The organism is Aromatoleum petrolei (assembly GCF_017894385.1).
In the GTDB taxonomy this organism is placed as follows: Bacteria; Pseudomonadota; Gammaproteobacteria; order Burkholderiales; family Rhodocyclaceae; genus Aromatoleum; species Aromatoleum petrolei.
In genome coordinates, this window is sequence record NZ_CP059560.1 from 2,073,601 (window position 1) to 2,092,517 (window position 18,917).

Annotated in this window: 33 protein-coding genes; 1 reads left to right on the forward strand and 32 read right to left on the reverse strand. The window is 61.4% G+C overall.

Features of this window, described 5'->3' with window-relative positions:
- Positions 1-93 precede the first annotated feature (93 nt).
- Positions 94-393 (forward strand): hypothetical protein, encoded by a 300-nt coding sequence (locus ToN1_RS09440; RefSeq protein WP_169206215.1) that lies wholly within the window; start codon positions 94-96, stop codon positions 391-393.
- A gap of 45 nt (positions 394-438) precedes the next feature.
- Here ToN1_RS09440 and galE read toward each other — a convergent pair whose 3' ends face one another.
- The 32 genes from galE to fusA all read right to left on the reverse strand — a co-directional run bounded on the left by galE (position 439) and on the right by fusA (position 18,876).
- The gene (gene galE, locus ToN1_RS09445) at positions 439-1,458 is read right to left on the reverse strand and encodes a UDP-glucose 4-epimerase GalE (RefSeq protein WP_169206216.1); all 1,020 of its coding nucleotides are present in this window, start codon (positions 1,456-1,458) and stop codon (positions 439-441) included.
- A gap of 97 nt (positions 1,459-1,555) precedes the next feature.
- Positions 1,556-1,960: a 50S ribosomal protein L17 gene (gene rplQ, locus ToN1_RS09450; protein ID WP_169127169.1), complete on the reverse strand. Its 405-nt coding sequence runs from the start codon at positions 1,958-1,960 to the stop codon at positions 1,556-1,558.
- A gap of 27 nt (positions 1,961-1,987) precedes the next feature.
- A complete protein-coding gene (locus ToN1_RS09455) occupies positions 1,988-2,968 on the reverse strand; it encodes a DNA-directed RNA polymerase subunit alpha (protein ID WP_169206217.1) in 981 nt (326 codons plus the stop codon).
- A 39-nt stretch (positions 2,969-3,007) separates the two neighbouring features.
- A complete protein-coding gene (gene rpsD / locus ToN1_RS09460; protein ID WP_169127179.1) occupies positions 3,008-3,637 on the reverse strand; it encodes a 30S ribosomal protein S4 in 630 nt (209 codons plus the stop codon).
- Positions 3,638-3,651: 14 nt separating this feature from the next.
- Positions 3,652-4,041: a 30S ribosomal protein S11 gene (rpsK, locus tag ToN1_RS09465; RefSeq protein ID WP_121430154.1), complete on the reverse strand. Its 390-nt coding sequence runs from the start codon at positions 4,039-4,041 to the stop codon at positions 3,652-3,654.
- A 12-nt stretch (positions 4,042-4,053) separates the two neighbouring features.
- A complete protein-coding gene (gene rpsM / locus ToN1_RS09470; RefSeq protein ID WP_169206218.1) occupies positions 4,054-4,416 on the reverse strand; it encodes a 30S ribosomal protein S13 in 363 nt (120 codons plus the stop codon).
- 53 nt (positions 4,417-4,469) lie between these two features.
- Positions 4,470-4,583, reverse strand: coding sequence for a 50S ribosomal protein L36 (gene rpmJ / locus ToN1_RS09475; RefSeq protein WP_076603157.1), 114 nt, complete (start codon positions 4,581-4,583; stop codon positions 4,470-4,472).
- A gap of 21 nt (positions 4,584-4,604) precedes the next feature.
- A complete protein-coding gene (gene infA, locus ToN1_RS09480; protein WP_015437563.1) occupies positions 4,605-4,823 on the reverse strand; it encodes a translation initiation factor IF-1 in 219 nt (72 codons plus the stop codon).
- Between the two features lie 3 nt (positions 4,824-4,826).
- Positions 4,827-6,152 carry a preprotein translocase subunit SecY gene (secY, locus tag ToN1_RS09485; protein WP_169206219.1) on the reverse strand — a complete coding sequence of 442 codons (1,326 nt, stop codon included), beginning with the start codon at positions 6,150-6,152 and terminating at the stop codon, positions 4,827-4,829.
- 14 nt (positions 6,153-6,166) lie between these two features.
- Positions 6,167-6,604 (reverse strand): 50S ribosomal protein L15, encoded by a 438-nt coding sequence (gene rplO / locus ToN1_RS09490; protein WP_169206220.1) that lies wholly within the window; start codon positions 6,602-6,604, stop codon positions 6,167-6,169.
- A 1-nt stretch (position 6,605) separates the two neighbouring features.
- Positions 6,606-6,788, reverse strand: coding sequence for a 50S ribosomal protein L30 (gene rpmD / locus ToN1_RS09495; protein WP_015437566.1), 183 nt, complete (start codon positions 6,786-6,788; stop codon positions 6,606-6,608).
- Positions 6,789-6,791: 3 nt separating this feature from the next.
- Positions 6,792-7,316 carry a 30S ribosomal protein S5 gene (gene rpsE / locus ToN1_RS09500; RefSeq protein WP_169127187.1) on the reverse strand — a complete coding sequence of 175 codons (525 nt, stop codon included), beginning with the start codon at positions 7,314-7,316 and terminating at the stop codon, positions 6,792-6,794.
- Positions 7,317-7,328: 12 nt separating this feature from the next.
- Positions 7,329-7,682, reverse strand: coding sequence for a 50S ribosomal protein L18 (gene rplR / locus ToN1_RS09505; protein ID WP_050417521.1), 354 nt, complete (start codon positions 7,680-7,682; stop codon positions 7,329-7,331).
- A 12-nt stretch (positions 7,683-7,694) separates the two neighbouring features.
- On the reverse strand, positions 7,695-8,228 hold the full coding sequence (rplF, locus tag ToN1_RS09510) for a 50S ribosomal protein L6 (RefSeq protein WP_169206221.1): 534 nt from the start codon (positions 8,226-8,228) through the stop codon (positions 7,695-7,697).
- A 9-nt stretch (positions 8,229-8,237) separates the two neighbouring features.
- Positions 8,238-8,633: a 30S ribosomal protein S8 gene (gene rpsH, locus ToN1_RS09515; RefSeq protein ID WP_018987836.1), complete on the reverse strand. Its 396-nt coding sequence runs from the start codon at positions 8,631-8,633 to the stop codon at positions 8,238-8,240.
- 12 nt (positions 8,634-8,645) lie between these two features.
- The gene (gene rpsN / locus ToN1_RS09520) at positions 8,646-8,951 is read right to left on the reverse strand and encodes a 30S ribosomal protein S14 (protein WP_121430162.1); all 306 of its coding nucleotides are present in this window, start codon (positions 8,949-8,951) and stop codon (positions 8,646-8,648) included.
- Positions 8,952-8,958: 7 nt separating this feature from the next.
- On the reverse strand, positions 8,959-9,498 hold the full coding sequence (gene rplE, locus ToN1_RS09525; protein WP_169206222.1) for a 50S ribosomal protein L5: 540 nt from the start codon (positions 9,496-9,498) through the stop codon (positions 8,959-8,961).
- A 9-nt stretch (positions 9,499-9,507) separates the two neighbouring features.
- On the reverse strand, positions 9,508-9,825 hold the full coding sequence (rplX, locus tag ToN1_RS09530; protein ID WP_169206223.1) for a 50S ribosomal protein L24: 318 nt from the start codon (positions 9,823-9,825) through the stop codon (positions 9,508-9,510).
- A gap of 12 nt (positions 9,826-9,837) precedes the next feature.
- Complete coding sequence (gene rplN / locus ToN1_RS09535) at positions 9,838-10,206, reverse strand: 50S ribosomal protein L14 (RefSeq protein ID WP_076603149.1); 369 nt, start codon at positions 10,204-10,206, stop codon at positions 9,838-9,840.
- Positions 10,207-10,354: 148 nt separating this feature from the next.
- Complete coding sequence (gene rpsQ, locus ToN1_RS09540) at positions 10,355-10,624, reverse strand: 30S ribosomal protein S17 (RefSeq protein ID WP_169127195.1); 270 nt, start codon at positions 10,622-10,624, stop codon at positions 10,355-10,357.
- Positions 10,621-10,815, reverse strand: a complete 195-nt coding sequence (rpmC, locus tag ToN1_RS09545) for a 50S ribosomal protein L29 (protein WP_169206224.1) — start codon at positions 10,813-10,815, stop codon at positions 10,621-10,623. The genes rpsQ and rpmC overlap by 4 nt, the downstream gene beginning before the upstream one ends.
- 2 nt (positions 10,816-10,817) lie before the next feature.
- Positions 10,818-11,231, reverse strand: coding sequence for a 50S ribosomal protein L16 (gene rplP / locus ToN1_RS09550; RefSeq protein ID WP_050418483.1), 414 nt, complete (start codon positions 11,229-11,231; stop codon positions 10,818-10,820).
- Entirely contained in the window at positions 11,231-12,025 is a 795-nt protein-coding gene (rpsC, locus tag ToN1_RS09555; RefSeq protein WP_169127199.1) for a 30S ribosomal protein S3, read from the reverse strand. The genes rplP and rpsC overlap by 1 nt, the downstream gene beginning before the upstream one ends.
- 9 nt (positions 12,026-12,034) lie before the next feature.
- Positions 12,035-12,364, reverse strand: a complete 330-nt coding sequence (rplV, locus tag ToN1_RS09560) for a 50S ribosomal protein L22 (RefSeq protein ID WP_018987827.1) — start codon at positions 12,362-12,364, stop codon at positions 12,035-12,037.
- 9 nt (positions 12,365-12,373) lie between these two features.
- Complete coding sequence (rpsS, locus tag ToN1_RS09565) at positions 12,374-12,649, reverse strand: 30S ribosomal protein S19 (protein ID WP_053420931.1); 276 nt, start codon at positions 12,647-12,649, stop codon at positions 12,374-12,376.
- Between the two features lie 10 nt (positions 12,650-12,659).
- Positions 12,660-13,487 (reverse strand): 50S ribosomal protein L2, encoded by an 828-nt coding sequence (gene rplB, locus ToN1_RS09570; protein ID WP_169206225.1) that lies wholly within the window; start codon positions 13,485-13,487, stop codon positions 12,660-12,662.
- Positions 13,488-13,492: 5 nt separating this feature from the next.
- A complete protein-coding gene (gene rplW, locus ToN1_RS09575; RefSeq protein WP_169206226.1) occupies positions 13,493-13,798 on the reverse strand; it encodes a 50S ribosomal protein L23 in 306 nt (101 codons plus the stop codon).
- On the reverse strand, positions 13,795-14,415 hold the full coding sequence (gene rplD / locus ToN1_RS09580; RefSeq protein ID WP_169206227.1) for a 50S ribosomal protein L4: 621 nt from the start codon (positions 14,413-14,415) through the stop codon (positions 13,795-13,797). The genes rplW and rplD overlap by 4 nt, the downstream gene beginning before the upstream one ends.
- An 11-nt stretch (positions 14,416-14,426) precedes the next feature.
- Complete coding sequence (gene rplC / locus ToN1_RS09585; protein ID WP_169206228.1) at positions 14,427-15,071, reverse strand: 50S ribosomal protein L3; 645 nt, start codon at positions 15,069-15,071, stop codon at positions 14,427-14,429.
- Between the two features lie 115 nt (positions 15,072-15,186).
- Positions 15,187-15,498: a 30S ribosomal protein S10 gene (gene rpsJ, locus ToN1_RS09590; RefSeq protein ID WP_018987821.1), complete on the reverse strand. Its 312-nt coding sequence runs from the start codon at positions 15,496-15,498 to the stop codon at positions 15,187-15,189.
- Between the two features lie 62 nt (positions 15,499-15,560).
- On the reverse strand, positions 15,561-16,751 hold the full coding sequence (tuf, locus tag ToN1_RS09595; protein WP_169127224.1) for an elongation factor Tu: 1,191 nt from the start codon (positions 16,749-16,751) through the stop codon (positions 15,561-15,563).
- A gap of 25 nt (positions 16,752-16,776) precedes the next feature.
- Positions 16,777-18,876: an elongation factor G gene (gene fusA, locus ToN1_RS09600; protein WP_169206229.1), complete on the reverse strand. Its 2,100-nt coding sequence runs from the start codon at positions 18,874-18,876 to the stop codon at positions 16,777-16,779.
- Between the last annotated feature and the right edge of the window lie 41 nt (positions 18,877-18,917).

Below are 18,917 nucleotides of genomic sequence, written 5' to 3' on the forward strand. Positions count from 1 at the left end.
TCGCGCTTACAATTTGAAGCGAAACCACCGCGAGTATTCCGGACAATACGGCGACCGCCGCGAGGCGCCGCCCGCAAAATCAAGGAGAAGCTCATGCCCGCAGTCCCGAATGACGTACAGGCCGTCTTCCTCGACCGCATCGAACGTCGCGTCAAGATCCTGAAGACCCTTCTGGACGCCGGCCTGGGCGTCTATCAAGCGGCGGAGGAGCCGCAGCGCAAGCGCGCAATCGAACAAGTCGTGCGCCTCACCGCACGCACGAGCGAACTCCCGCAACTGACCCCCGAGACGTTGGCGAAGGCCTGCGCGATCGTCGCCGCCCATCTCGAACCGATGCAGAAAGTCCTTCCGCACGACGTCCAGTACCGCAATCGCCTGCGCAAGTCCTGGTGAGCGGGCACCCGCCGTCGGGACCGGACGCCGCGCCCCGCCTGCCCTTCAGTCCGGATAGCCCTCGGGATTCTGCGACTGCCACCGCCACGCATCGCGGCACATCGCATCGAGATCGTATCGCGGCCGCCACCCGAACATCTTCTCCGCCAGGCTGGCATCGGCCCAGCACGCCGCAACGTCACCCGGCCGACGCGCCACGATACGGTAGGGGACCTTCCGACCCGACGCGCGCTCGAAGGCCTGCGCCACCTCCAGCACGCTGTACCCCCGCCCGGTTCCGAGGTTCACACAACTCACCCCCGGCAGGCCTTCCATGCGCTCGACCGCCGCAACATGCCCTGCGGCGAGATCGACGACATGGATATAGTCGCGGACCCCGGTCCCGTCAGACGTCGGGTAATCCCCCCCGAACACCTGCAACTCCTTCAACTTCCCGACTGCAACCTGGCTCACATAGGGCATGAGGTTGTTCGGAATCCCGTTGGGATCCTCGCCGATCAGCCCGGTTTGATGGGCCCCCACCGGATTGAAATACCGCAGGAGCGCCACATGCCAGCGCGGATCAGCGGCGACGAGATCGCGCAGCATATCCTCGCACATGAGTTTCGTACGCCCATACGGGTTCGTCGCCCCGACCGGAAAGTCCTCGCGGATCGGCACCGACGCCGGATCCCCGTAGACGGTCGCCGAGGAGCTGAAGACCAGTCGGCGCACCCCCGCGGCATCCATCGCCGCGAGGAGCGCGAACAGTCCGCCAATGTTGTTCTCGTAGTACGCAAGCGGTTTCGCCACCGACTCGCCCACGGCCTTCAGTGCGGCGAAATGGACAACGGCATCGACGGGCCGTTCGGCGAACACCCGTGCCAATGCGGCCGCATCGCGAACGTCAGCGCGATAGAACCCGCCCAAGGTCCTGCCCGCAATCTGTTCCACCCGATCCAGCGCGGCGCGCTTGCTGTTGCACAGATTGTCGACGACCACGACATCGTGCCCCGCCTCCAGCAAGGCCACACACGTATGCGATCCGATATACCCGGCCCCGCCAGTCACCAGCACCGTACTCAAGACAATCCTCCCGAACGCACATCACAGACATAGCCGCAAAAAAAATGGGCCGTTAGACGGCCCATTTTCGATCACGCGATGGTCGCGATGCGAATATTTACGCAGCTGCGGCTTCCTGCACGTCGGCAGCCACGTCGCCCTCGGCTGGACGATCCAGCAGCTCGACCAGCGCCATCGGCGCGTTGTCGCCGTCGCGGAAGCCGAACTTCAGGATGCGCAGATAGCCGCCGTTGCGGGCGGCAAAACGCGGGCCCAGTTCGTCGAACAGCTTCACGACCATGTCGCGGTCGCGCAGGCGGCTGAACGCCAGACGACGGTTCGACAGGCTGGGCTTCTTGCCCAGGGTGATCAGCGGCTCGACCACGCGGCGCAGTTCCTTGGCCTTGGGCAGAGTCGTCTTGATGACTTCGTGACGCAGCAGCGAATTGGCCATGTTGCGGAACATCGCCTGACGATGCGCGCTGGTACGGTTAAGCTTGCGAAGACCGTTGCGGTGACGCATTTCTATTCCTCACTCAACTGAGTCCACTCAACCGAGCTTCTCGAGCCCGGCCGGCGGCCAGTTTTCCAGTTTCATGCCGAGCGTAAGCCCACGCGAGGCCAACACTTCCTTGATTTCGTTCAGCGATTTGCGGCCCAGGTTCGGGGTCTTCAGCAGCTCGGTTTCCGTACGCTGGATCAGATCGCCGATGTAGTAGATGTTCTCGGCCTTGAGGCAGTTCGCCGACCGCACGGTCAGCTCGAGGTCATCGACCGGACGCAGCAGCACCGGGTCGATCACCTGAGCGGCAGTCACTTCCGCCACCGGTGCCGTACCCTCGAGATCAGCGAATACCGACAGCTGATCCATCAGCACGCGCGCGGCGTAACGGATCGCCTCTTCGGGGTCGACAGCGCCGTTGGTCTCGATGTCGATAACCAGGCGATCGAGGTCGGTACGCTGCTCGACGCGAGCGCTTTCGACCAGATAGCTGACGCGGCGAACCGGGCTGAACGACGCGTCCAGCACGATGTGCCCGATGCTCTTGCTCTCGCCGGCAACCGGACGAACGTTACCCGGCACGTAACCGCGCCCTTCCTCGACCTTAATGTGCATCTCGAGCTTGCCACCCGGTGCAAGATGCGCGATCACGTGATCGGGGTTGATGATCTCGACGTCGTGACTCGCTTCGATGTCGCGCGCGGTCACCACACCGTCGCCCGACTTCGAAAGACGCAGGGTCGCCTCGCCACGGTTGTGGAGCTTCAGCACCACACCCTTCAGGTTCAACAGCAGGTCGACGATGTCCTCGCGCACCCCGTCCAGGGTCGAGTACTCGTGCAGCACGCCCTCAATCGAGACTTCCGTCGGCGCATAGCCCGGCAGCGAGGAAAGGAGGATGCGCCGCAGCGCATTCCCCAAGGTGTGACCGAAACCGCGCTCGAACGGCTCCATCGTCACGCGCGCCTGAACGGGCGACACGGACTGGACGTCGATGATGCGGGGTTTCAGCAGTGAATTGCTTTGCATCAGCAGTTCCTCGGATCTTTGAGTCTTCAGGCGAGCCCGTTAGCGGGAGTACAGTTCGACGACGAGACCTTCGTTGATCGTCGGCGGCAGCTCCGAACGCTGCGGGTACGCCTTGAACACGCCCTTGCCGGCCTTCGCATCGACTTCCAGCCACTCGGGGAAACCACGCGCTGCGGCGGCCTCGAGGGCTGCCTTGACGCGGAGTTGGCCGCGCGCGCTCTCGGTCAGCTCGACCGTCTCGCCCGGACGCACGACGTACGACGGGATATTGACGCGCTTGCCATTCACGAGAATGCTGTTGTGACGGACCAGCTGACGAGCTTCGGCGCGCGAGCCACCGAAACCCATGCGATAGACGACGGAGTCAAGACGACCTTCGAGCAGCTGCAGCAGGTTCTCGCCGGTCTGGCCGCGACGGCGGTCCGCCTCGGCGTAGACCTTGCGGAACTGCGCTTCCAGAACGCCGTACAGGCGACGGATCTTCTGCTTTTCACGCAGCTGAACGCCATAGCCGGACAGACGCTGTCCGGAACGCTGGCCATGCTGGCCAGGAGCGTACGAGCGGCGCTCGATCGCACACTTGTCGGTGAAGCACTTCTCGGCCTTCAGGAACAGCTTCTCGCCTTCGCGACGACACTGACGGCACTTGGGATCCAGATTACGAGCCACGTTTCAACTCCTTGTCAGATACGACGCTTTTTCGGCGGACGGCAGCCGTTATGCGGAATCGGCGTGATGTCGGTAATGCTGGAGATCTTCATACCCAGCGCGTTCAGGGCGCGAACAGCGGATTCGCGGCCCGGACCGGGCCCCTTGATGCGCACTTCCAGGTTCTTGACGCCGCATTCCTGCGCGGCCTTGCCGGCGGCTTCGGCGGCGACCTGGGCGGCAAACGGCGTGCTCTTGCGCGAGCCCTTGAAGCCCGCGCCGCCCGACGTTGCCCACGACAGGGCGTTGCCCTGACGGTCGGTAATCGTAATGATGGTGTTGTTGAAGCTCGCGTGAACGTGCGCGATGCCCTCGGCAACGTTCTTTTTGACTTTCTTGCGAACTTTTGTAGCAGTTTTAGCCATTATCAGTCCTTATCACTTCTTGCCGGCGATCGCCTTGCGCGGTCCCTTGCGGGTGCGGGCGTTAGTCCGGGTCCTCTGACCGCGCAGCGGAAGGCCGCGACGATGACGGACACCACGATAGCAACCCAAGTCCATCAGGCGCTTGATATTCATCGTCACTTCACGGCGAAGATCGCCCTCGACGACGAACTTGCCGACTTCGTCACGCAGACGCTCCATATCCGACTCGGTAAGATCCTTCACCTTGACGGAACGCGCAACGTTGGCGGCATCACAGATTTTCTGAGCACGCGAACGGCCAATTCCATAGATGGCGGTCAGCGCAATCTCGGCATGCTTGTGATTGGGAATGTTTACCCCAGCAATACGGGCCATTCGATTACCCCAAAAAGCTAAACATTAAATGTTAATCCCAGGTTGTCTGAAGATCAACCCTGGCGCTGCTTGTGACGCGGATCTGCGCAAATGACGCGAACCACACCCTTGCGGCGGACGATCTTGCAGTTGCGGCAGAGCCGCTTAACCGAAGCCTGAACTCTCATTTCCTTGCTCCTGTTTCTTGATTACTTGGTCCGGAACACGATCCGGGCCTTGGTCAGGTCATAGGGCGTCAGCTGCACGGTGACCTTGTCACCAGGAAGAATGCGGATGTAATGCATGCGCATCTTCCCGGAGATGTACCCGAGGACCATGTGTCCGTTTTCGAGCCGGACGCGGAACGTTGCATTGGGGAGGTTCTCGGTAACCTCGCCCTGCATCTCGATGACGTCTTCCTTCGCCATAACTTACCGGATCGGAAGGCCCGCCCCCTTGAAGTTCGCCTTTTTCAGCAGACTCTCGTACTGGTGCGACATCACGTACGCCTGAACCTGCGCCATGAAGTCCATCGTCACGACGACGATGATCAGCAGCGAAGTACCACCGAAGTAGAACGGCACATTCCACTTGAGGATCAGGAACTCCGGCAGCAGACAGACGAGGGTGATGTACACCGCCCCCACCAGCGTCAGGCGCGTCAGGATCTTGTCGATGTAACGCGCGGTCTGATCACCCGGCCGGATACCCGGCACGAACGCTCCGCTCTTCTTCAGGTTGTCCGCGGTTTCGCGTGCATTGAACACGAGCGCGGTATAGAAGAAGCAGAAGAAGACGATCGCCACCGCGTACAACATCACGTAGACCGGCTGCCCCGGCGCCAGCTTGGCCGACAGGTCGCGCAGCCACACCATGCTCTCCGACGAGCCGAACCACTGGCCCAGCGTAGCCGGGAAGAGGATGATGCTCGACGCAAAGATCGGCGGGATCACGCCTGCCATGTTGAGCTTCAGCGGCAGATGCGAGCTCTGCCCGCCGTAGATCTTGTTGCCGACCTGGCGCTTGGCGTAATTGACCAGAATCTTCCGCTGACCCCGCTCGACGAACACCACGAACGCAGTCACCAGCACCACCAGGACGCAGATCAGCAGCGCAGTGAAGGGATGCATGGCACCTGTACGCACCAGCTCGAACAAACCGGCGATCGAACTCGGCAGCCCAGCGGCGATACCCGCGAAGATGATAAGCGAGATACCGTTGCCAAGCCCGCGCTCCGTGATCTGCTCACCGAGCCACATCAGGAACATCGTACCCGTCACGAGCGTCGCCACCGTCACGAACCGGAAGGTGAAGCCCGGATCCAGCACCAGCCCGGCCTGCCCTTCGAGAGCGATTGCGATCCCGAGCGACTGCGCCAGAGCAAGAACCAGGGTGCCGGCTCGCGTGTACTGCGTGATCTTGCGCCGACCCGCCTCGCCTTCCTTCTTCAGGGCTTCAAGCGAGGGCACCGCGACGGTCATCAACTGCATGATGATCGATGCCGAGATGTACGGCATGATCCCCAGCGCGAAGATGGTGAAACGCGACAGCGCACCGCCCGAGAAAAGGTTGAAGACGCCGAGAATCCCCCCCGACTGCGACTGGAACAACTCAGCCAGCCGACTCGGGTCGATTCCGGGCACCGGGATGTGTGCGCCGATCCGATAGACGATCAGCGCACCGACCAGGAACAACAGTCGGCGCTTCAGATCGCCGAAACGACCGGGCGTTCCCAAGGTGGCAGCGGGATTGGCCACAGCTGGTTACCTTCTTACTCGGTAACGACCGAACCGCCGGCCGCTTGGATTGCCGCGAGGGCGCCCTTCGTGGCACCGACGCCGCGCAGCGTCACCTTGCGACCAATGCTGCCCGACAGGACAACCTTTGCGGACAGCGCATCGGCAGCCACGACGCCAGCCTGTTTCAGCACGAGCAGGTCGATATCTTCGACGGGCAGCTTGTCCAACTCGGACAGGCGCACCTCGGCGTTGCGCGACCCCGTCAGCGAGACGAAGCCACGCTTCGGCAGACGGCGCTGAAGCGGCATCTGACCACCCTCGAAACCGACCTTGTGGAAGCCGCCGGCACGGGATTTCTGGCCCTTGTGACCGCGACCGCAGGTCTTGCCGAGGCCGCTGCCGATGCCGCGTCCGACGCGCTTGCCTGCGAACTTCGAACCAGTCGCGGGTTTAATCGTATTCAGACGCATCTCAACCCTCACACTTCACCAGGTACGACACCTTGTTCACCATGCCGCGCACTTCAGGCGTGTCCTGAAGTTCGACGGTATGGTTCAGGCGACGCAAACCGAGTCCGCGCACCGTCGCACGGTGCGACTGCTTGGTACCGATCACGCTCTTGACCAGCGTAACCTTGATCGTTTTCTCGGCCATGGCTTACCCCAGAATTTCTTCGACGCTCTTGCCACGCTTGGCGGCGATCTCAGCCGGCGTATTGATCGCCAGGAGACCGTTCAGCGTTGCACGGACGACGTTGTACGGATTCGACGAACCGATGCACTTGCAGGTCACGTCCGTCACACCCATGACTTCGAACACCGCGCGCATCGGTCCACCGGCGATAATGCCGGTACCGCTCGGCGCAGGCTGCATGAGGACCGACGAAGCGCCGTGCTTGCCGATCACCGAATGCTGCAGCGTGCCGTTCTTGAGCGAGACCTTGACCATCTTGCGGCGAGCCTCGTCCATGGCCTTCTGCACGGCCACGGGCACTTCACGCGACTTGCCCTTGCCCATGCCGATACCGCCATCGCCGTCGCCAACCACCGTCAGCGCCGCGAAACCGAGGATACGACCGCCCTTCACGACCTTGGTCACGCGGTTGATGGCGACCATCTTCTCGCGCAGGCCGTCGTCACGCTCCTCGGAAGCCTGCGGACGCTTGCTTTGTTGCTTAGCCATACGATTCCTCGCTTAGAACTTGAGACCGCCTTCGCGGGCGGCCTCGGCCAGCGCCTGGACGCGACCGTGATACTGGAAGCCGGCGCGATCGAACGCGACGGACTCGATACCCGCGGCCTTCGCACGCTCGGCGATCAGCTTGCCGACGATCACGGCAGCAGCCTTGTTACCGCCATGCGACAGTTGCGAACGCACGTCCGCCTCGACCGTGGAGGCAGCAGCGAGCACGCGCGCGCCGGAACCGTCGATGATCTGGGCGTAGATGTGGGAATTGGAACGGAACACAGTCAGACGAACCGCCTTCAGTTCCGCGATTTTGGCTCGGGTTTTACGAGCGCGACGCAGACGAACCACTTTCTTGTTCATATCGAACCGCCCTTACTTCTTCTTGGTTTCCTTGAGCACGACCACCTCGTCCGCGTAGCGGACGCCCTTGCCCTTGTAAGGCTCGGGAGCGCGGTATGCACGCACTTCGGCAGCGACCTGACCGACCTGCTGCTTGTCGATGCCCTTGATGACGATTTCCGTCTGTGTCGGCGTCTCGACCTTCACACCCGCCGGCATCTGATGCACGACCGGATGGGAGAAACCGAGCGTCAGATTGAGCTTGTCGCCTTGCGCCTGCGCACGGTAACCGACGCCGACGAGGTTAAGCTTGCGCTCGAAACCCTTCGTCACACCGGTGACCATGTTATTGACGAGCGCGCGCACGGTACCCGACATCGCGCGACCGTTCGCGGCGCCACCAACGGCGGCAAACACCAGCGCATCACCTTCACGCTGGACCGACACGGAATTGCCGATGTACTGCTTGACGGTACCGAGCGGCCCCTTGACGGAAACCTCACCGGCCGCAACGGTCACGTCCACGCCCTGGGGGATCGTCACCGGATTCTTAGCTACACGAGACATGAGACCCCCTTAAGCGACGTAACAGATGACTTCGCCGCCCACGCGCCCGGCACGTGCCGCACGGTCGGTCATGACGCCACGCGGCGTCGACACGATTGCAACACCGAGACCGTTCAAAACGCGCGGCAGATCGTCGCTACCCTTGTAAACACGCAGACCGGGGCGGCTGACACGCTCGATGCGCTCGATGACGGGACGCCCGGCGTAGTACTTCAGCACGACATCCAGCTGAGCCTTGCCTTCGGCATCGCGAACCGCATAGCCGTCGATGTAACCTTCATCCTGCAGAACCTTGGCGATCGCCACCTTCAGCTTGGAGCTGGGCATCGACACGCTCTGCTTCTGAGCCTGCTGACCATTGCGGATGCGGGTCAGCATATCGGCGATCGGATCGGACATACTCATTCGATAATCTCCTTACCAGCTCGCCTTGGTCATGCCGGGAACTTCGCCACGGAACGCCAGGTCACGCAGCTTGTTGCGGCACAGCCCAAACTTGCGGAACACGCCGCGCGGACGACCCGTCAGCGCACAACGGTTGCGCTCGCGAACGGGGCTTGCGTTGCGCGGAAGCTGCTGCAGCTTCAGACGAGCAGCCATGCGCTCTTCTTCAGGCAACTTGAAATCGTTGATCTGAGCGATCAGCGCGGCACGCTTGGCGGCGAATTTCTCGACCGTCTTGCGGCGCTTCTCTTCTCTATTGATCAGAGCCAGTTTTGCCATAACACCCTCAATTCTTGAACGGGAACTTGAACGCAGCGAGCAGAGCCCGAGCTTCCTGATCGGTCTTGGCCGTCGTCGTGATGCTGATGTTCATCCCCCGCAGAGCATCGATCTTGTCGTACTCGATTTCGGGGAAAATGATCTGCTCTTTGACGCCCAGGTTGTAGTTGCCGCGACCGTCGAAACCCTTGCCGGCGATCCCGCGGAAATCGCGGATACGCGGCATGGCGATCGTCACGAGACGATCCAGGAATTCGAACATCTTCTCGCCGCGCAAGGTCACCATGCAGCCGATCGGATAACCGTCACGGATCTTGAAACCCGCGATCGACTTGCGAGCCTTGGTCACCACCGGCTTCTGACCGGCGATCTTCTGCATGTCACCAACGGCATGCTCGAGAATTTTTTTGTCGCCCACCGCCTCGCCGACACCCATATTCAGGGTGATCTTCGTAATGCGAGGCACTTCCATCGCGGACTTGTACCCGAACTGCTTCAGCAGGTCGGGAGCAATCGTTTCCTTGTAGTACTGCTGCAAGCGCGCCATCACCACTCCTTACGCGTTCACCAGTTCGCCATTCGACTTGAAGAAGCGCACCTTGCGACCATCCTCAAGCACACGAATACCCACGCGATCACCCTTCTGGGTCGCAGGATTGAACAGCGCAACGTTCGAAACGTGCAGCGGCATCTCCTTTTCGACGATGCCACCCACTTCACCCTTGAGCGGATTCGGACGCACGTGCTTCTTCGCGCGATTCACACCTTCAACCACCAGATGTTCGTCGCCGACCCGACGCAGCACGACACCGCGACGACCGCGATCCTTGCCCGTCAGGACAACAACCTCATCACCTTTGCGGATCTTGTTCATCTCGACAACTCCTTAGAGCACTTCAGGCGCCAGCGAGACGATCTTCATGAACCGCTCGGTACGCAGCTCGCGCGTCACCGGCCCGAAGATACGCGTGCCGATCGGCTCGAGCTTGTTATTCAGCAGGACGGCCGCATTGCCATCGAACTTCACCAGGGAGCCGTCAGGACGACGCACACCCTTCGCGGTACGCACCACAACGGCACTGTAGATGTCACCCTTCTTGACGCGACCCCTCGGCGCAGCATCCTTGACGGTTACCTTGATGATGTCGCCGATGCCGGCATAGCGACGCTTGGAACCACCAAGAACCTTGATGCACATCACCGAACGCGCGCCGGTATTGTCGGCGACGTCCAGAATGGACTGCATTTGAATCATGAATTTATCTCCAACTTGCCCCGCTACAGCGGTCAGTCTTGGAACCCGTACGGGTAGGGAGCCCCGAAGAGCGAAAAGCAAAGAAAGAAAATTATAACAGCTTGGCAGTTGCCTGCCAAGCTGTCCACAGCAGTAGCCCGTACTCTGCTTAGATTACGCGCGCTTTTTCGAGCACTTTCGCAACACGCCAGGACTTGGTCTTCGAAATCGGACGGCATTCCTCGATTTCAACCAGGTCGCCGGCGGCGGCAAGGCCGCCCTCAACGTGCGCATGGTACTTGGCCGAACGCGTAATCACCTTCCCATACAGCTCGTGCTTGACGCGACGCTCGACCAACACGGTGACCGTGTTCTGCATCTTGTCGCTGACGACACGGCCGACGAGGGCGCGACGCACCTTTTCGATTTGTTCGCTCATTTCTGCCCTGCCTTTTCACGCAGAACGGTGCGCACACGCGCGATGTCGCGGCGCACCTTCCCGAGTTGGCTCGTGTTGCCGAGTTGCTGAGTTGCAAGCTGCATGCGCAGCGAGAACTGCGCCTTCAGCAGCTCAAGCACTTCCTGATTCAGTTCACCGACGCTCTTTGCGCGGAGTTCGCTCGCTTTCATGATCACCCCAGTTGACGGTGAACAAACACGGTCTCGAGCGGCAGCTTCGCAGCTGCAAGGCGGAACGCTTCGCGCGCCAACGCCTCATCGACACCATCCATCTCGTACAGCACCTTGCCGGGCTGAATCTCGGCGACCCAGTATTCCGGGTTGCCCTTGCCGTTACCCATGCGGACTTCGGCAGGTTTCTTCGAGATCGGCTTGTCCGGGAAGATCCGGATCCAGATGCGACCGCCCCGCTTGATGTGGCGCGTCATCGCACGTCGTGCCGATTCGATCTGTCGGGCAGTCAGCCGACCGCGGCCGATTGCCTTGAGACCGAATTCGCCGAAGCTGACCTTCGCACCGCGCGTCGCCACGCCAGTGTTGCGGCCCTTCTGCTCCTTACGGTATTTCCTTCTCGTCGGCTGAAGCATCATTCACCCCTGCTTTCTTGCGGCTGCTTGGCCTGACCCTCAGCGCCACCGCGACGGGCGGGACGGCGACCGGGACGGCCCTCGCCACCTTCGGCGCCGCGCGGCGCACCGCGACGGCCACGGCGAGCCTCGTTTTCATTCTCGACGACCGCCGGACGCTCGTTGCGACCCAGCATCTCGCCCTTGTAGACCCAGACCTTGATGCCGATTATGCCGTACGTGGTACTCGCTTCGGAGACGCCGTAGTCGATGTCGGCGCGCAGCGTGTGCAGCGGCACACGACCCTCACGATACCATTCCGTACGGGCGATTTCGGCCCCGTTCAGACGGCCCGCGCTCATGATCTTGATGCCCTGGGCACCGAGGCGCATGGCGTTCTGCATCGCACGCTTCATCGCACGACGGAACATGATACGCTTCTCGAGCTGCTGGGCGATCGAATCGGCAATCAGCTTCGCATCGACTTCGGGCTTGCGAACTTCCTCGATATTGACGTGCACAGGCACACCCATGATCTTCTGCAGTTCGCGCTTGAGCAGCTCGATGTCTTCGCCCTTCTTGCCGATGACAACGCCGGGACGCGCGCTGAACAACGTGATGCGGGCGTTCTTGGCCGGACGCTCGATCACGATGCGTCCAACCGATGCGTGCGCGAGCTTCTTCTTCAGAAAGTCGCGGACCTTGATGTCCTCATGCAGCATCTTGGAGTAGTCGCGGCTCGAAGCGAACCAGCGCGAGCTCCAGTCGCGGGTGACCGCCAGACGGAATCCGGTCGGATGAATTTTCTGACCCATATTTACCCCTTACTCCCCGACGGTCACGTAGACATGGCACGTCGGTTTCAGGATGCGATTGCCACGCCCCTTTGCCCGCGCCGTAAACCGCTTCAGCGACGTACCTTCCTCGACGTAGATCGTCTTCACCTTGAGGGTGTCGATGTCTGCGCCATCGTTGTGTTCGGCGTTCGCGATCGCCGACTCGACGACCTTGCGGATGATCTGCGCGCCCTTCTTCGGCGAGAAGGCGAGAATGTTCAGGGCCTGATCAACCGGCTTGCCCCGCACTTGGTCCGCAACCAGCCGGCCCTTCTGAGCCGACAGGCGCACACCGCGGAGGATTGCTTTGGTTTCCATGGTGACTCCTTACCTCTTCGCCTTCTTGCTCGCGGCATGACCCTTGAACGTACGGGTCAGCGCGAACTCGCCCAGCTTGTGGCCAACCATGTTCTCGGAGACAAACACCGGAACGTGCTGGCGGCCGTTATGCACCGCGATCGTGAGACCGACGAAATCCGGCAGCACCGTCGAACGGCGCGACCACGTCTTGATCGGACGCTTATCGTTGCTCGCCCGAACGGCGTCGACCTTCTTGAGGAGGTGCGCGTCGACAAACGGGCCTTTTTTGATTGAACGTGCCATCTGTTACCCCTTAACGCTTGTGACGACGCTGCACGATCATGGTATCGGTGCGCTTGTTGCTGCGCGTGCGATAACCCTTCGCAGGCTGACCCCACGGGCTGCGCGGAACGCCGCCCTCGCCGGTGCGGCCTTCGCCGCCACCATGCGGGTGATCAACCGGGTTCATCGCCACACCGCGAACGGTCGGGCGAATACCACGCCAGCGGTTTGCACCGGCCTTGCCGATCTTGCGCAGACCATGCTCTTCGTTGCCCACGACACCAATCGCGGCACGGCACTCGACATGCACGCGGCGCACTTCGCCGGAGCGCAGACGAATCTGGGCATAGGCGCCTTCACGCGCCAGGAGCTGCACCGAAGTACCGGCAGCGCGCGCGATCTGCGCACCCTTGCCAGGCATCATCTCGACGCAGTGAATCGTCGAACCGACGGGAATATTGCGGATCGGCAGGACATTGCCCGGCTTGATCGGAGCTTCCGCGCCGCTCATCACCTGAGCACCGACATCCAGCCCCTTCGGAGCGATGATGTACGCACGCTCGCCGTCGGCATAACAGATCAGAGCGATGTTCGCCGAACGGTTCGGATCGTATTCGATGCGCTCGACGCGCGCCGCGATACCATCCTTGTTGCGCCGAAAATCGACCAGGCGGTAGTGCTGCTTATGACCGCCACCCTTGTGCCGAACGGTGATGTGGCCGTTGTTGTTACGGCCGGCGTTCTTCGACTGCTTCTCGACCAGCGAGGCGAGCGGACGACCCTTGAAAAGGTCGGCATTCACCACCTTGACCATCGCGCGACGGCCGGCAGACGTAGGCTTGAGTTTTACCAGTGCCATGACTATTACTCCCCGGCCGCGAAGTTGATTTCCTGGCCAGGCTTGAGGCAAACGAATGCCTTCTTCCAGCCCTTGCGGCGACCCATGGCCTTGCCGAAGCGCTTGACCTTGCCCTTGACGTTCGCGATCTGGACCGACTTGACCTCGACCTTGAAGAGCAGCTCGACAGCAGCCTTGACTTCAGGCTTGGTCGCGCACGACGCAACCTTGAAAACCACCTGCTCATTCTTGTCAGCGACATAGGTCGCCTTCTCGGAGATCTGGGGCGCGAGCAGCACCTGCATCAGACGCTCTTGGCTAAATCCGCTCATTGCCAGGCCTCCTCCATCTTGGCCAGCGCACCCTTGGTCACGATCACGCGATCGTAGTGAACCAGGGCCACCGGATCCGTCTCGCTGACCTCGAGCACCAGCACCTTGTGCAGGTTGCGCGACGACAGGAACAGGTTCTCGTCGAACTGATCCGTGATCACGAGCACGGAATCCAGCCCCATGCCCTTCAGCTTCTGCGACAGAAGCTTGGTCTTCGGCGCCTCGACGCTGAAATTCTCGACCACAGCCAGACGGTCTTCACGCGCCAGCTGCGACAGGATCGATGCAACGCCAGCGCGATACATCTTGCGATTCAGCTTCTGCGAGAAGTTCTCTTCCGGGGAATTCGGGAAGATACGACCGCCACCACGCCACAACGGGCTCGACGCCATACCGGCACGAGCACGGCCCGTACCCTTCTGACGCCACGGCTTGCGGGTCGACTTCTGGATCTCGGAGCGCCCCTTCTGCGCACGATTGCCCGAGCGTGCGTTAGCCATGTAGGCAACGACAACCTGGTGAATCAGCGCCTCGTTATAGTCGCGCCCGAAGAGCGCATCAGAAGCCTGCAGCGTCGCCGCCTGCACACCCTGATCGTTCAATACTTTAAGTTCCATCACGTCCTCGCTCAGCCACGGGCCTTGACGGCCGGACGGACGATCACGTCGCCGCCCTTCGAACCAGGCACAGCTCCCTTGACCAGGAGCAACTGACGCTCGACATCAACGCGAACCACCTCGAGACTCTGCGTCGTGCGGGTCACATTGCCGTACTGGCCGGCCATGCGCTTGCCCGGGAAAACGCGACCCGGATCCTGCGCCATACCAATCGAACCCGGCGCGTTGTGCGACACCGAGTTACCGTGCGACGCACGGTTAGACGAGAAGTTGTGACGCTTGATAACACCCGAGAAACCCTTGCCGATCGAGGTACCGGTCACATCGACCTTCTGACCGACCGCAAAGAGCTCCACGCTGATCACGTCGCCAGCCTTCAGGCCAGCCAGCTGCGCCGGCTCGACGGTGAATTCGCGGAAGGTGTGACCGGCTTCGACGCCAGCCTTGGCGAGATGCCCGGCGAGCGCCTTATTGACGCGACTCGCACGGCGCTTGCCGAAAGCCACCTGAACCGCGGCATAGCCGTCGCTTTCAGGCGTCTTGACTTGGGTAACGCGATTATTGGCAACGTCAAGCACCGTCACCGGGACGCTACGGCCGTCCTCGGCAAAAATGCGAGTCATGCCAACCTTGCGTCCTACAAGGCCTAGACTCATTTTTTTCTCCTGATCCCCGGTTACGATTGACCGGGCCCTATCACATGAATTGCACCAAAAGGCGCAAAGGCCGGATTATACCGGCCTTTTTTGACACTCCGCAAGCGCGGAAGACTTACTGCAGCTTGATCTCGACGTCGACACCGGCCGGCAGGTCCAGCTTCATCAGCGCATCGACGGTCTTGTCGGTCGGATCGATGATATCCATCAGGCGCTGGTGCGTGCGGATTTCGAACTGGTCGCGCGAAGTCTTATTGACGTGCGGCGAACGCAGAAGGTCGAAGCGCTCGATCCGGGTCGGCAGCGGCACAGGACCGCGAACGACGGCACCGGTACGCTTCGCGGTGTCGACGATCTCGAGCGCCGACTGATCGATCAGACGGTAGTCGAAAGCCTTGAGGCGGATACGAATCTTCTGGTTTTGCATGTTGCAGTCCTTAAAAGAGCAAAACCCCGGGGCATTCGCCCCGAGGATGTTGAGCGAGATGATTACTCGATAATCTTGGCGACGACACCGGCGCCAACGGTACGGCCGCCTTCGCGGATCGCGAAGCGCAAACCTTCTTCCATGGCGATCGGGGCCAGCAGCTTGACCGTGATGGACACGTTGTCGCCAGGCATGACCATCTCGGTGCCTTCCGGCAGCGCGATCGAACCGGTCACGTCGGTCGTACGGAAGTAGAACTGCGGACGGTAGTTGTTAAAGAACGGGGTGTGACGACCACCCTCTTCCTTCGACAGCACATACACTTCGCCCGTGAAGTGGGTGTGCGGCTTGATCGAGCCCGGCTTGCACAGGACCTGACCACGCTCCACGTCTTCACGCTTGGTCCCACGCAGCAGCACGCCGACGTTGTCGCCCGCCTGACCCTGGTCGAGCAGCTTGCGGAACATTTCGACGCCGGTGCAGATGGTCTTGACCGTGGGCTTGATACCGACGATTTCGACTTCCTCACCAACCTTGACGATGCCGCGCTCGACACGACCGGTCACGACGGTGCCGCGACCCGAGATCGAGAACACGTCTTCGATCGGCAGCAGGAAGGGCTTGTCGATCGCGCGCTCCGGGGTCGGGATGTAGCTGTCCAGCGCTTCGGCCAGCTTCATGATGGCACCTTCGCCCAGGTCGCCCTTGTCGCCTTCGATCGCCTTGAGCGCGGAGCCCTTGACGATGGGGATGTCGTCACCCGGGAAGTCGTACTTCGACAGCAGTTCGCGAACTTCCATCTCGACGAGCTCAAGCAGCTCCTCGTCGTCGACCATGTCGCACTTGTTCATGAACACGATGATGTACGGAACGCCGACCTGACGGGCAAGCAGGATGTGCTCGCGCGTCTGCGGCATCGGGCCGTCAGCGGCCGACACGACCAGAATCGCGCCGTCCATCTGCGCAGCACCGGTAATCATGTTCTTCACGTAGTCGGCGTGACCCGGGCAGTCAACGTGCGCGTAGTGACGCGTGGCGGTTTCGTACTCGACGTGCGCGGTGTTGATCGTGATGCCGCGCGCCTTCTCTTCCGGCGCCGCGTCGATCTGGTCGTAGGCCTTCGCCTCGCCACCGAACTTCGACGACAGGATCGTCGTGATCGCTGCGGTCAGGGTCGTCTTGCCATGGTCAACGTGACCGATCGTCCCAACGTTTACGTGCGGTTTCGTCCGCTCAAACTTGCCTTTAGCCATTGTGAGAATCCTCGTTTGAGTTCTGTTACTTGCTACGATTGCTGATCACTGCCTCCGCGACGCTCTTGGGCGCCTCGGAGTAGTGCTTGAATTCCATCGAGTAGGTCGCGCGCCCCTGCGACAGCGAACGCAGCTGCGTGGCGTAACCGAACATTTCGGCCAGCGGAACCTCTGCCTTCACTTCCTTCATGCCGCCGGGCAGGTCGTCCATGCCCTGCACGATGCCACGGCGCCCGGACAGGTCGCCCATGACGTTACCCATATAATCCTCGGGGGTCTCGACGACAACCGCCATCATCGGCTCCAGCAGAACCGGACTGGCCTTGCGCATCGCGTCCTTGAACGCCATTGACGCTGCCATCTTGAAGGCATTTTCGTTCGAGTCGACGTCGTGGTAGGAGCCGTCAAACAGCGTGACCTTCACGTCAACCACCGGGAAGCCGGCGAGCACGCCGTTCGGCAGGGTTTCCTGCAGCCCCTTGTCAACCGCCGGGATGTATTCGCGCGGAACCACGCCACCCTTGATCGCATCGACAAACTCGTAGCCCTTGCCGGCTTCGTTCGGCTCGAGCTTGATCCAAACGTGACCGAACTGGCCGCGACCACCGGACTGCTTGACGAATTTCCCTTCCTGCTCGACCGCCTTGCGGATTGCCTCGCGATACGCCACCTGCGGCGCGCCGACGTTCGCCTCGACGTTGAATTCGCGCTTCATGCGATCAACGATGATCTCGAGGTGCAGCTCGCCCATGCCGGAGATGATGGTCTGACCCGACTCCTCGTCGGTACGAACGCGGAAGGAGGGATCTTCGGCAGCCAAACGGCCCAGCGCGATACCCATCTTCTCCTGGTCACCCTTGGTCTTCGGCTCGACCGCGACGTGAATCACGGGGTCCGGGAAGACCATGCGCTCGAGGATGATCGGCGCGCTCGGGTCGCACAGGGTTTCACCCGTCGTCACTTCCTTCAAGCCGACGCACGCTGCGATGTCGCCGGCGAGGACTTCCTTGATCTCGTGACGCTCGTTGGCGTGCATCTGCAGGATGCGACCAATGCGCTCTTTCTTGCCCTTGACCGAGTTCAGCACGGTCTCGCCCGACTGCAGCACGCCGGAGTACACGCGCACGAAGGTCAGCTGGCCGACGAACGGGTCGGTCATCAGCTTGAACGCCAGTGCCGAGAACTTCTCGGCATCGTCCGCCTTGCGGACGACCGGCTTCTCGTCGTCATCGGTGCCTCCGACCGGCGGGATATCGACCGGAGACGGCAGCAGCTCGATCACCGCGTCGAGCATACGCTGCACGCCCTTGTTCTTGAACGCGGTACCGCACAACATCGGCTGGATCTCGCACGCGATGGTGCGCAGACGCAGGCCGGCGTTGATCTTCTCGACCGGCAGATCACCATTCTCGAGGTACTCGTTCATGAGCTCCTCGCTGGCCTCGGCCGCAGCCTCGACCATTTTTTCACGCCACTCTTCCGCATCAGCCTGCAACTCGGCCGGAATGTCACGATACTCGAACTTCATACCCTGACTGGCTTCATCCCAATAGATCGCCTTCCTCCGAGCGAGATCGACGACACCCGCGAAAGACTCCTCGGCCCCGATCGGAATCACGATGGGAACCGGGTTCGCCTTAAGGCGGGTGCGCATCTGCTCGTAAACCTTGAAGAAGTTCGCACCCTGGCGATCCATCTTGTTCACGAACGCGAGACGCGGAACCTTGTACTTGGTCGCCTGCCGCCACACGGTTTCGGACTGCGGCTGAACACCACCGACCGCGCAGTAAACCATGCACGCGCCATCGAGCACGCGCATCGAGCGCTCGACCTCGATCGTGAAGTCAACGTGTCCCGGGGTATCAATAATGTTGAAGCGATGCTCAGGGAATGACAGGTCCATACCCTTCCAGAAGCAGGTCGTCGCGGCCGAGGTAATGGTGATGCCCCGCTCCTGCTCCTGCTCCATCCAGTCCATGGTCGCAGCGCCGTCATGAACTTCACCGATCTTGTGGTTCACACCGGTGTAAAAAAGAATGCGCTCGGTCGTCGTTGTCTTGCCGGCGTCGATGTGAGCGGAGATACCGATGTTGCGGTAGCGCTCAATGGGAGTCTTGCGAGCCACGGTTTATCCTGCCTTCCAGAATTCGCGCCAGGCGCGAAAGT

Coding starts and splice junctions, on each gene's coding strand:
- rplF (WP_169206221.1), bottom strand. CDS start 8,228: ATGTCTCGTGTAGCTAAGAATCCGGTGACGATCCCCCAGGGCGTGGAC.
- rplO (WP_169206220.1), bottom strand. CDS start 6,604: ATGCGTCTGAATACGATTAAACCCGCGACTGGTTCGAAGTTCGCAGGC.
- rplE (WP_169206222.1), bottom strand. CDS start 9,498: ATGGCGCGCTTGCAGCAGTACTACAAGGAAACGATTGCTCCCGACCTG.
- ToN1_RS09455 (WP_169206217.1), bottom strand. CDS start 2,968: ATGCAAAGCAATTCACTGCTGAAACCCCGCATCATCGACGTCCAGTCC.
- ToN1_RS09440 (WP_169206215.1), top strand. CDS start 94: ATGCCCGCAGTCCCGAATGACGTACAGGCCGTCTTCCTCGACCGCATC.
- rpsK (WP_121430154.1), bottom strand. CDS start 4,041: ATGGCTAAAACTGCTACAAAAGTTCGCAAGAAAGTCAAAAAGAACGTT.
- rpmD (WP_015437566.1), bottom strand. CDS start 6,788: ATGGCCGAGAAAACGATCAAGGTTACGCTGGTCAAGAGCGTGATCGGT.
- tuf (WP_169127224.1), bottom strand. CDS start 16,751: ATGGCTAAAGGCAAGTTTGAGCGGACGAAACCGCACGTAAACGTTGGG.
- infA (WP_015437563.1), bottom strand. CDS start 4,823: ATGGCGAAGGAAGACGTCATCGAGATGCAGGGCGAGGTTACCGAGAAC.
- rplW (WP_169206226.1), bottom strand. CDS start 13,798: ATGAGCGGATTTAGCCAAGAGCGTCTGATGCAGGTGCTGCTCGCGCCC.
- rpmC (WP_169206224.1), bottom strand. CDS start 10,815: ATGAAAGCGAGCGAACTCCGCGCAAAGAGCGTCGGTGAACTGAATCAG.
- rplD (WP_169206227.1), bottom strand. CDS start 14,415: ATGGAACTTAAAGTATTGAACGATCAGGGTGTGCAGGCGGCGACGCTG.
- rpsS (WP_053420931.1), bottom strand. CDS start 12,649: ATGGCACGTTCAATCAAAAAAGGCCCGTTTGTCGACGCGCACCTCCTC.
- rpmJ (WP_076603157.1), bottom strand. CDS start 4,583: ATGAGAGTTCAGGCTTCGGTTAAGCGGCTCTGCCGCAACTGCAAGATC.
- rplV (WP_018987827.1), bottom strand. CDS start 12,364: ATGGAAACCAAAGCAATCCTCCGCGGTGTGCGCCTGTCGGCTCAGAAG.
- rpsN (WP_121430162.1), bottom strand. CDS start 8,951: ATGGCAAAACTGGCTCTGATCAATAGAGAAGAGAAGCGCCGCAAGACG.
- rplQ (WP_169127169.1), bottom strand. CDS start 1,960: ATGCGTCACCGCAACGGTCTTCGCAAGCTTAACCGTACCAGCGCGCAT.
- rplR (WP_050417521.1), bottom strand. CDS start 7,682: ATGAACAAGAAAGTGGTTCGTCTGCGTCGCGCTCGTAAAACCCGAGCC.
- rplN (WP_076603149.1), bottom strand. CDS start 10,206: ATGATTCAAATGCAGTCCATTCTGGACGTCGCCGACAATACCGGCGCG.
- rpsM (WP_169206218.1), bottom strand. CDS start 4,416: ATGGCCCGTATTGCTGGGGTAAACATTCCCAATCACAAGCATGCCGAG.
- rplC (WP_169206228.1), bottom strand. CDS start 15,071: ATGAGTCTAGGCCTTGTAGGACGCAAGGTTGGCATGACTCGCATTTTT.
- rpsH (WP_018987836.1), bottom strand. CDS start 8,633: ATGAGTATGTCCGATCCGATCGCCGATATGCTGACCCGCATCCGCAAT.
- rplP (WP_050418483.1), bottom strand. CDS start 11,231: ATGCTTCAGCCGACGAGAAGGAAATACCGTAAGGAGCAGAAGGGCCGC.
- rpsE (WP_169127187.1), bottom strand. CDS start 7,316: ATGGCTAAGCAACAAAGCAAGCGTCCGCAGGCTTCCGAGGAGCGTGAC.
- rpsQ (WP_169127195.1), bottom strand. CDS start 10,624: ATGAGCGAACAAATCGAAAAGGTGCGTCGCGCCCTCGTCGGCCGTGTC.
- rpsC (WP_169127199.1), bottom strand. CDS start 12,025: ATGGGTCAGAAAATTCATCCGACCGGATTCCGTCTGGCGGTCACCCGC.
- rpsJ (WP_018987821.1), bottom strand. CDS start 15,498: ATGCAAAACCAGAAGATTCGTATCCGCCTCAAGGCTTTCGACTACCGT.
- rplB (WP_169206225.1), bottom strand. CDS start 13,487: ATGGCACTGGTAAAACTCAAGCCTACGTCTGCCGGCCGTCGCGCGATG.
- rplX (WP_169206223.1), bottom strand. CDS start 9,825: ATGAACAAGATCCGCAAAGGTGATGAGGTTGTTGTCCTGACGGGCAAG.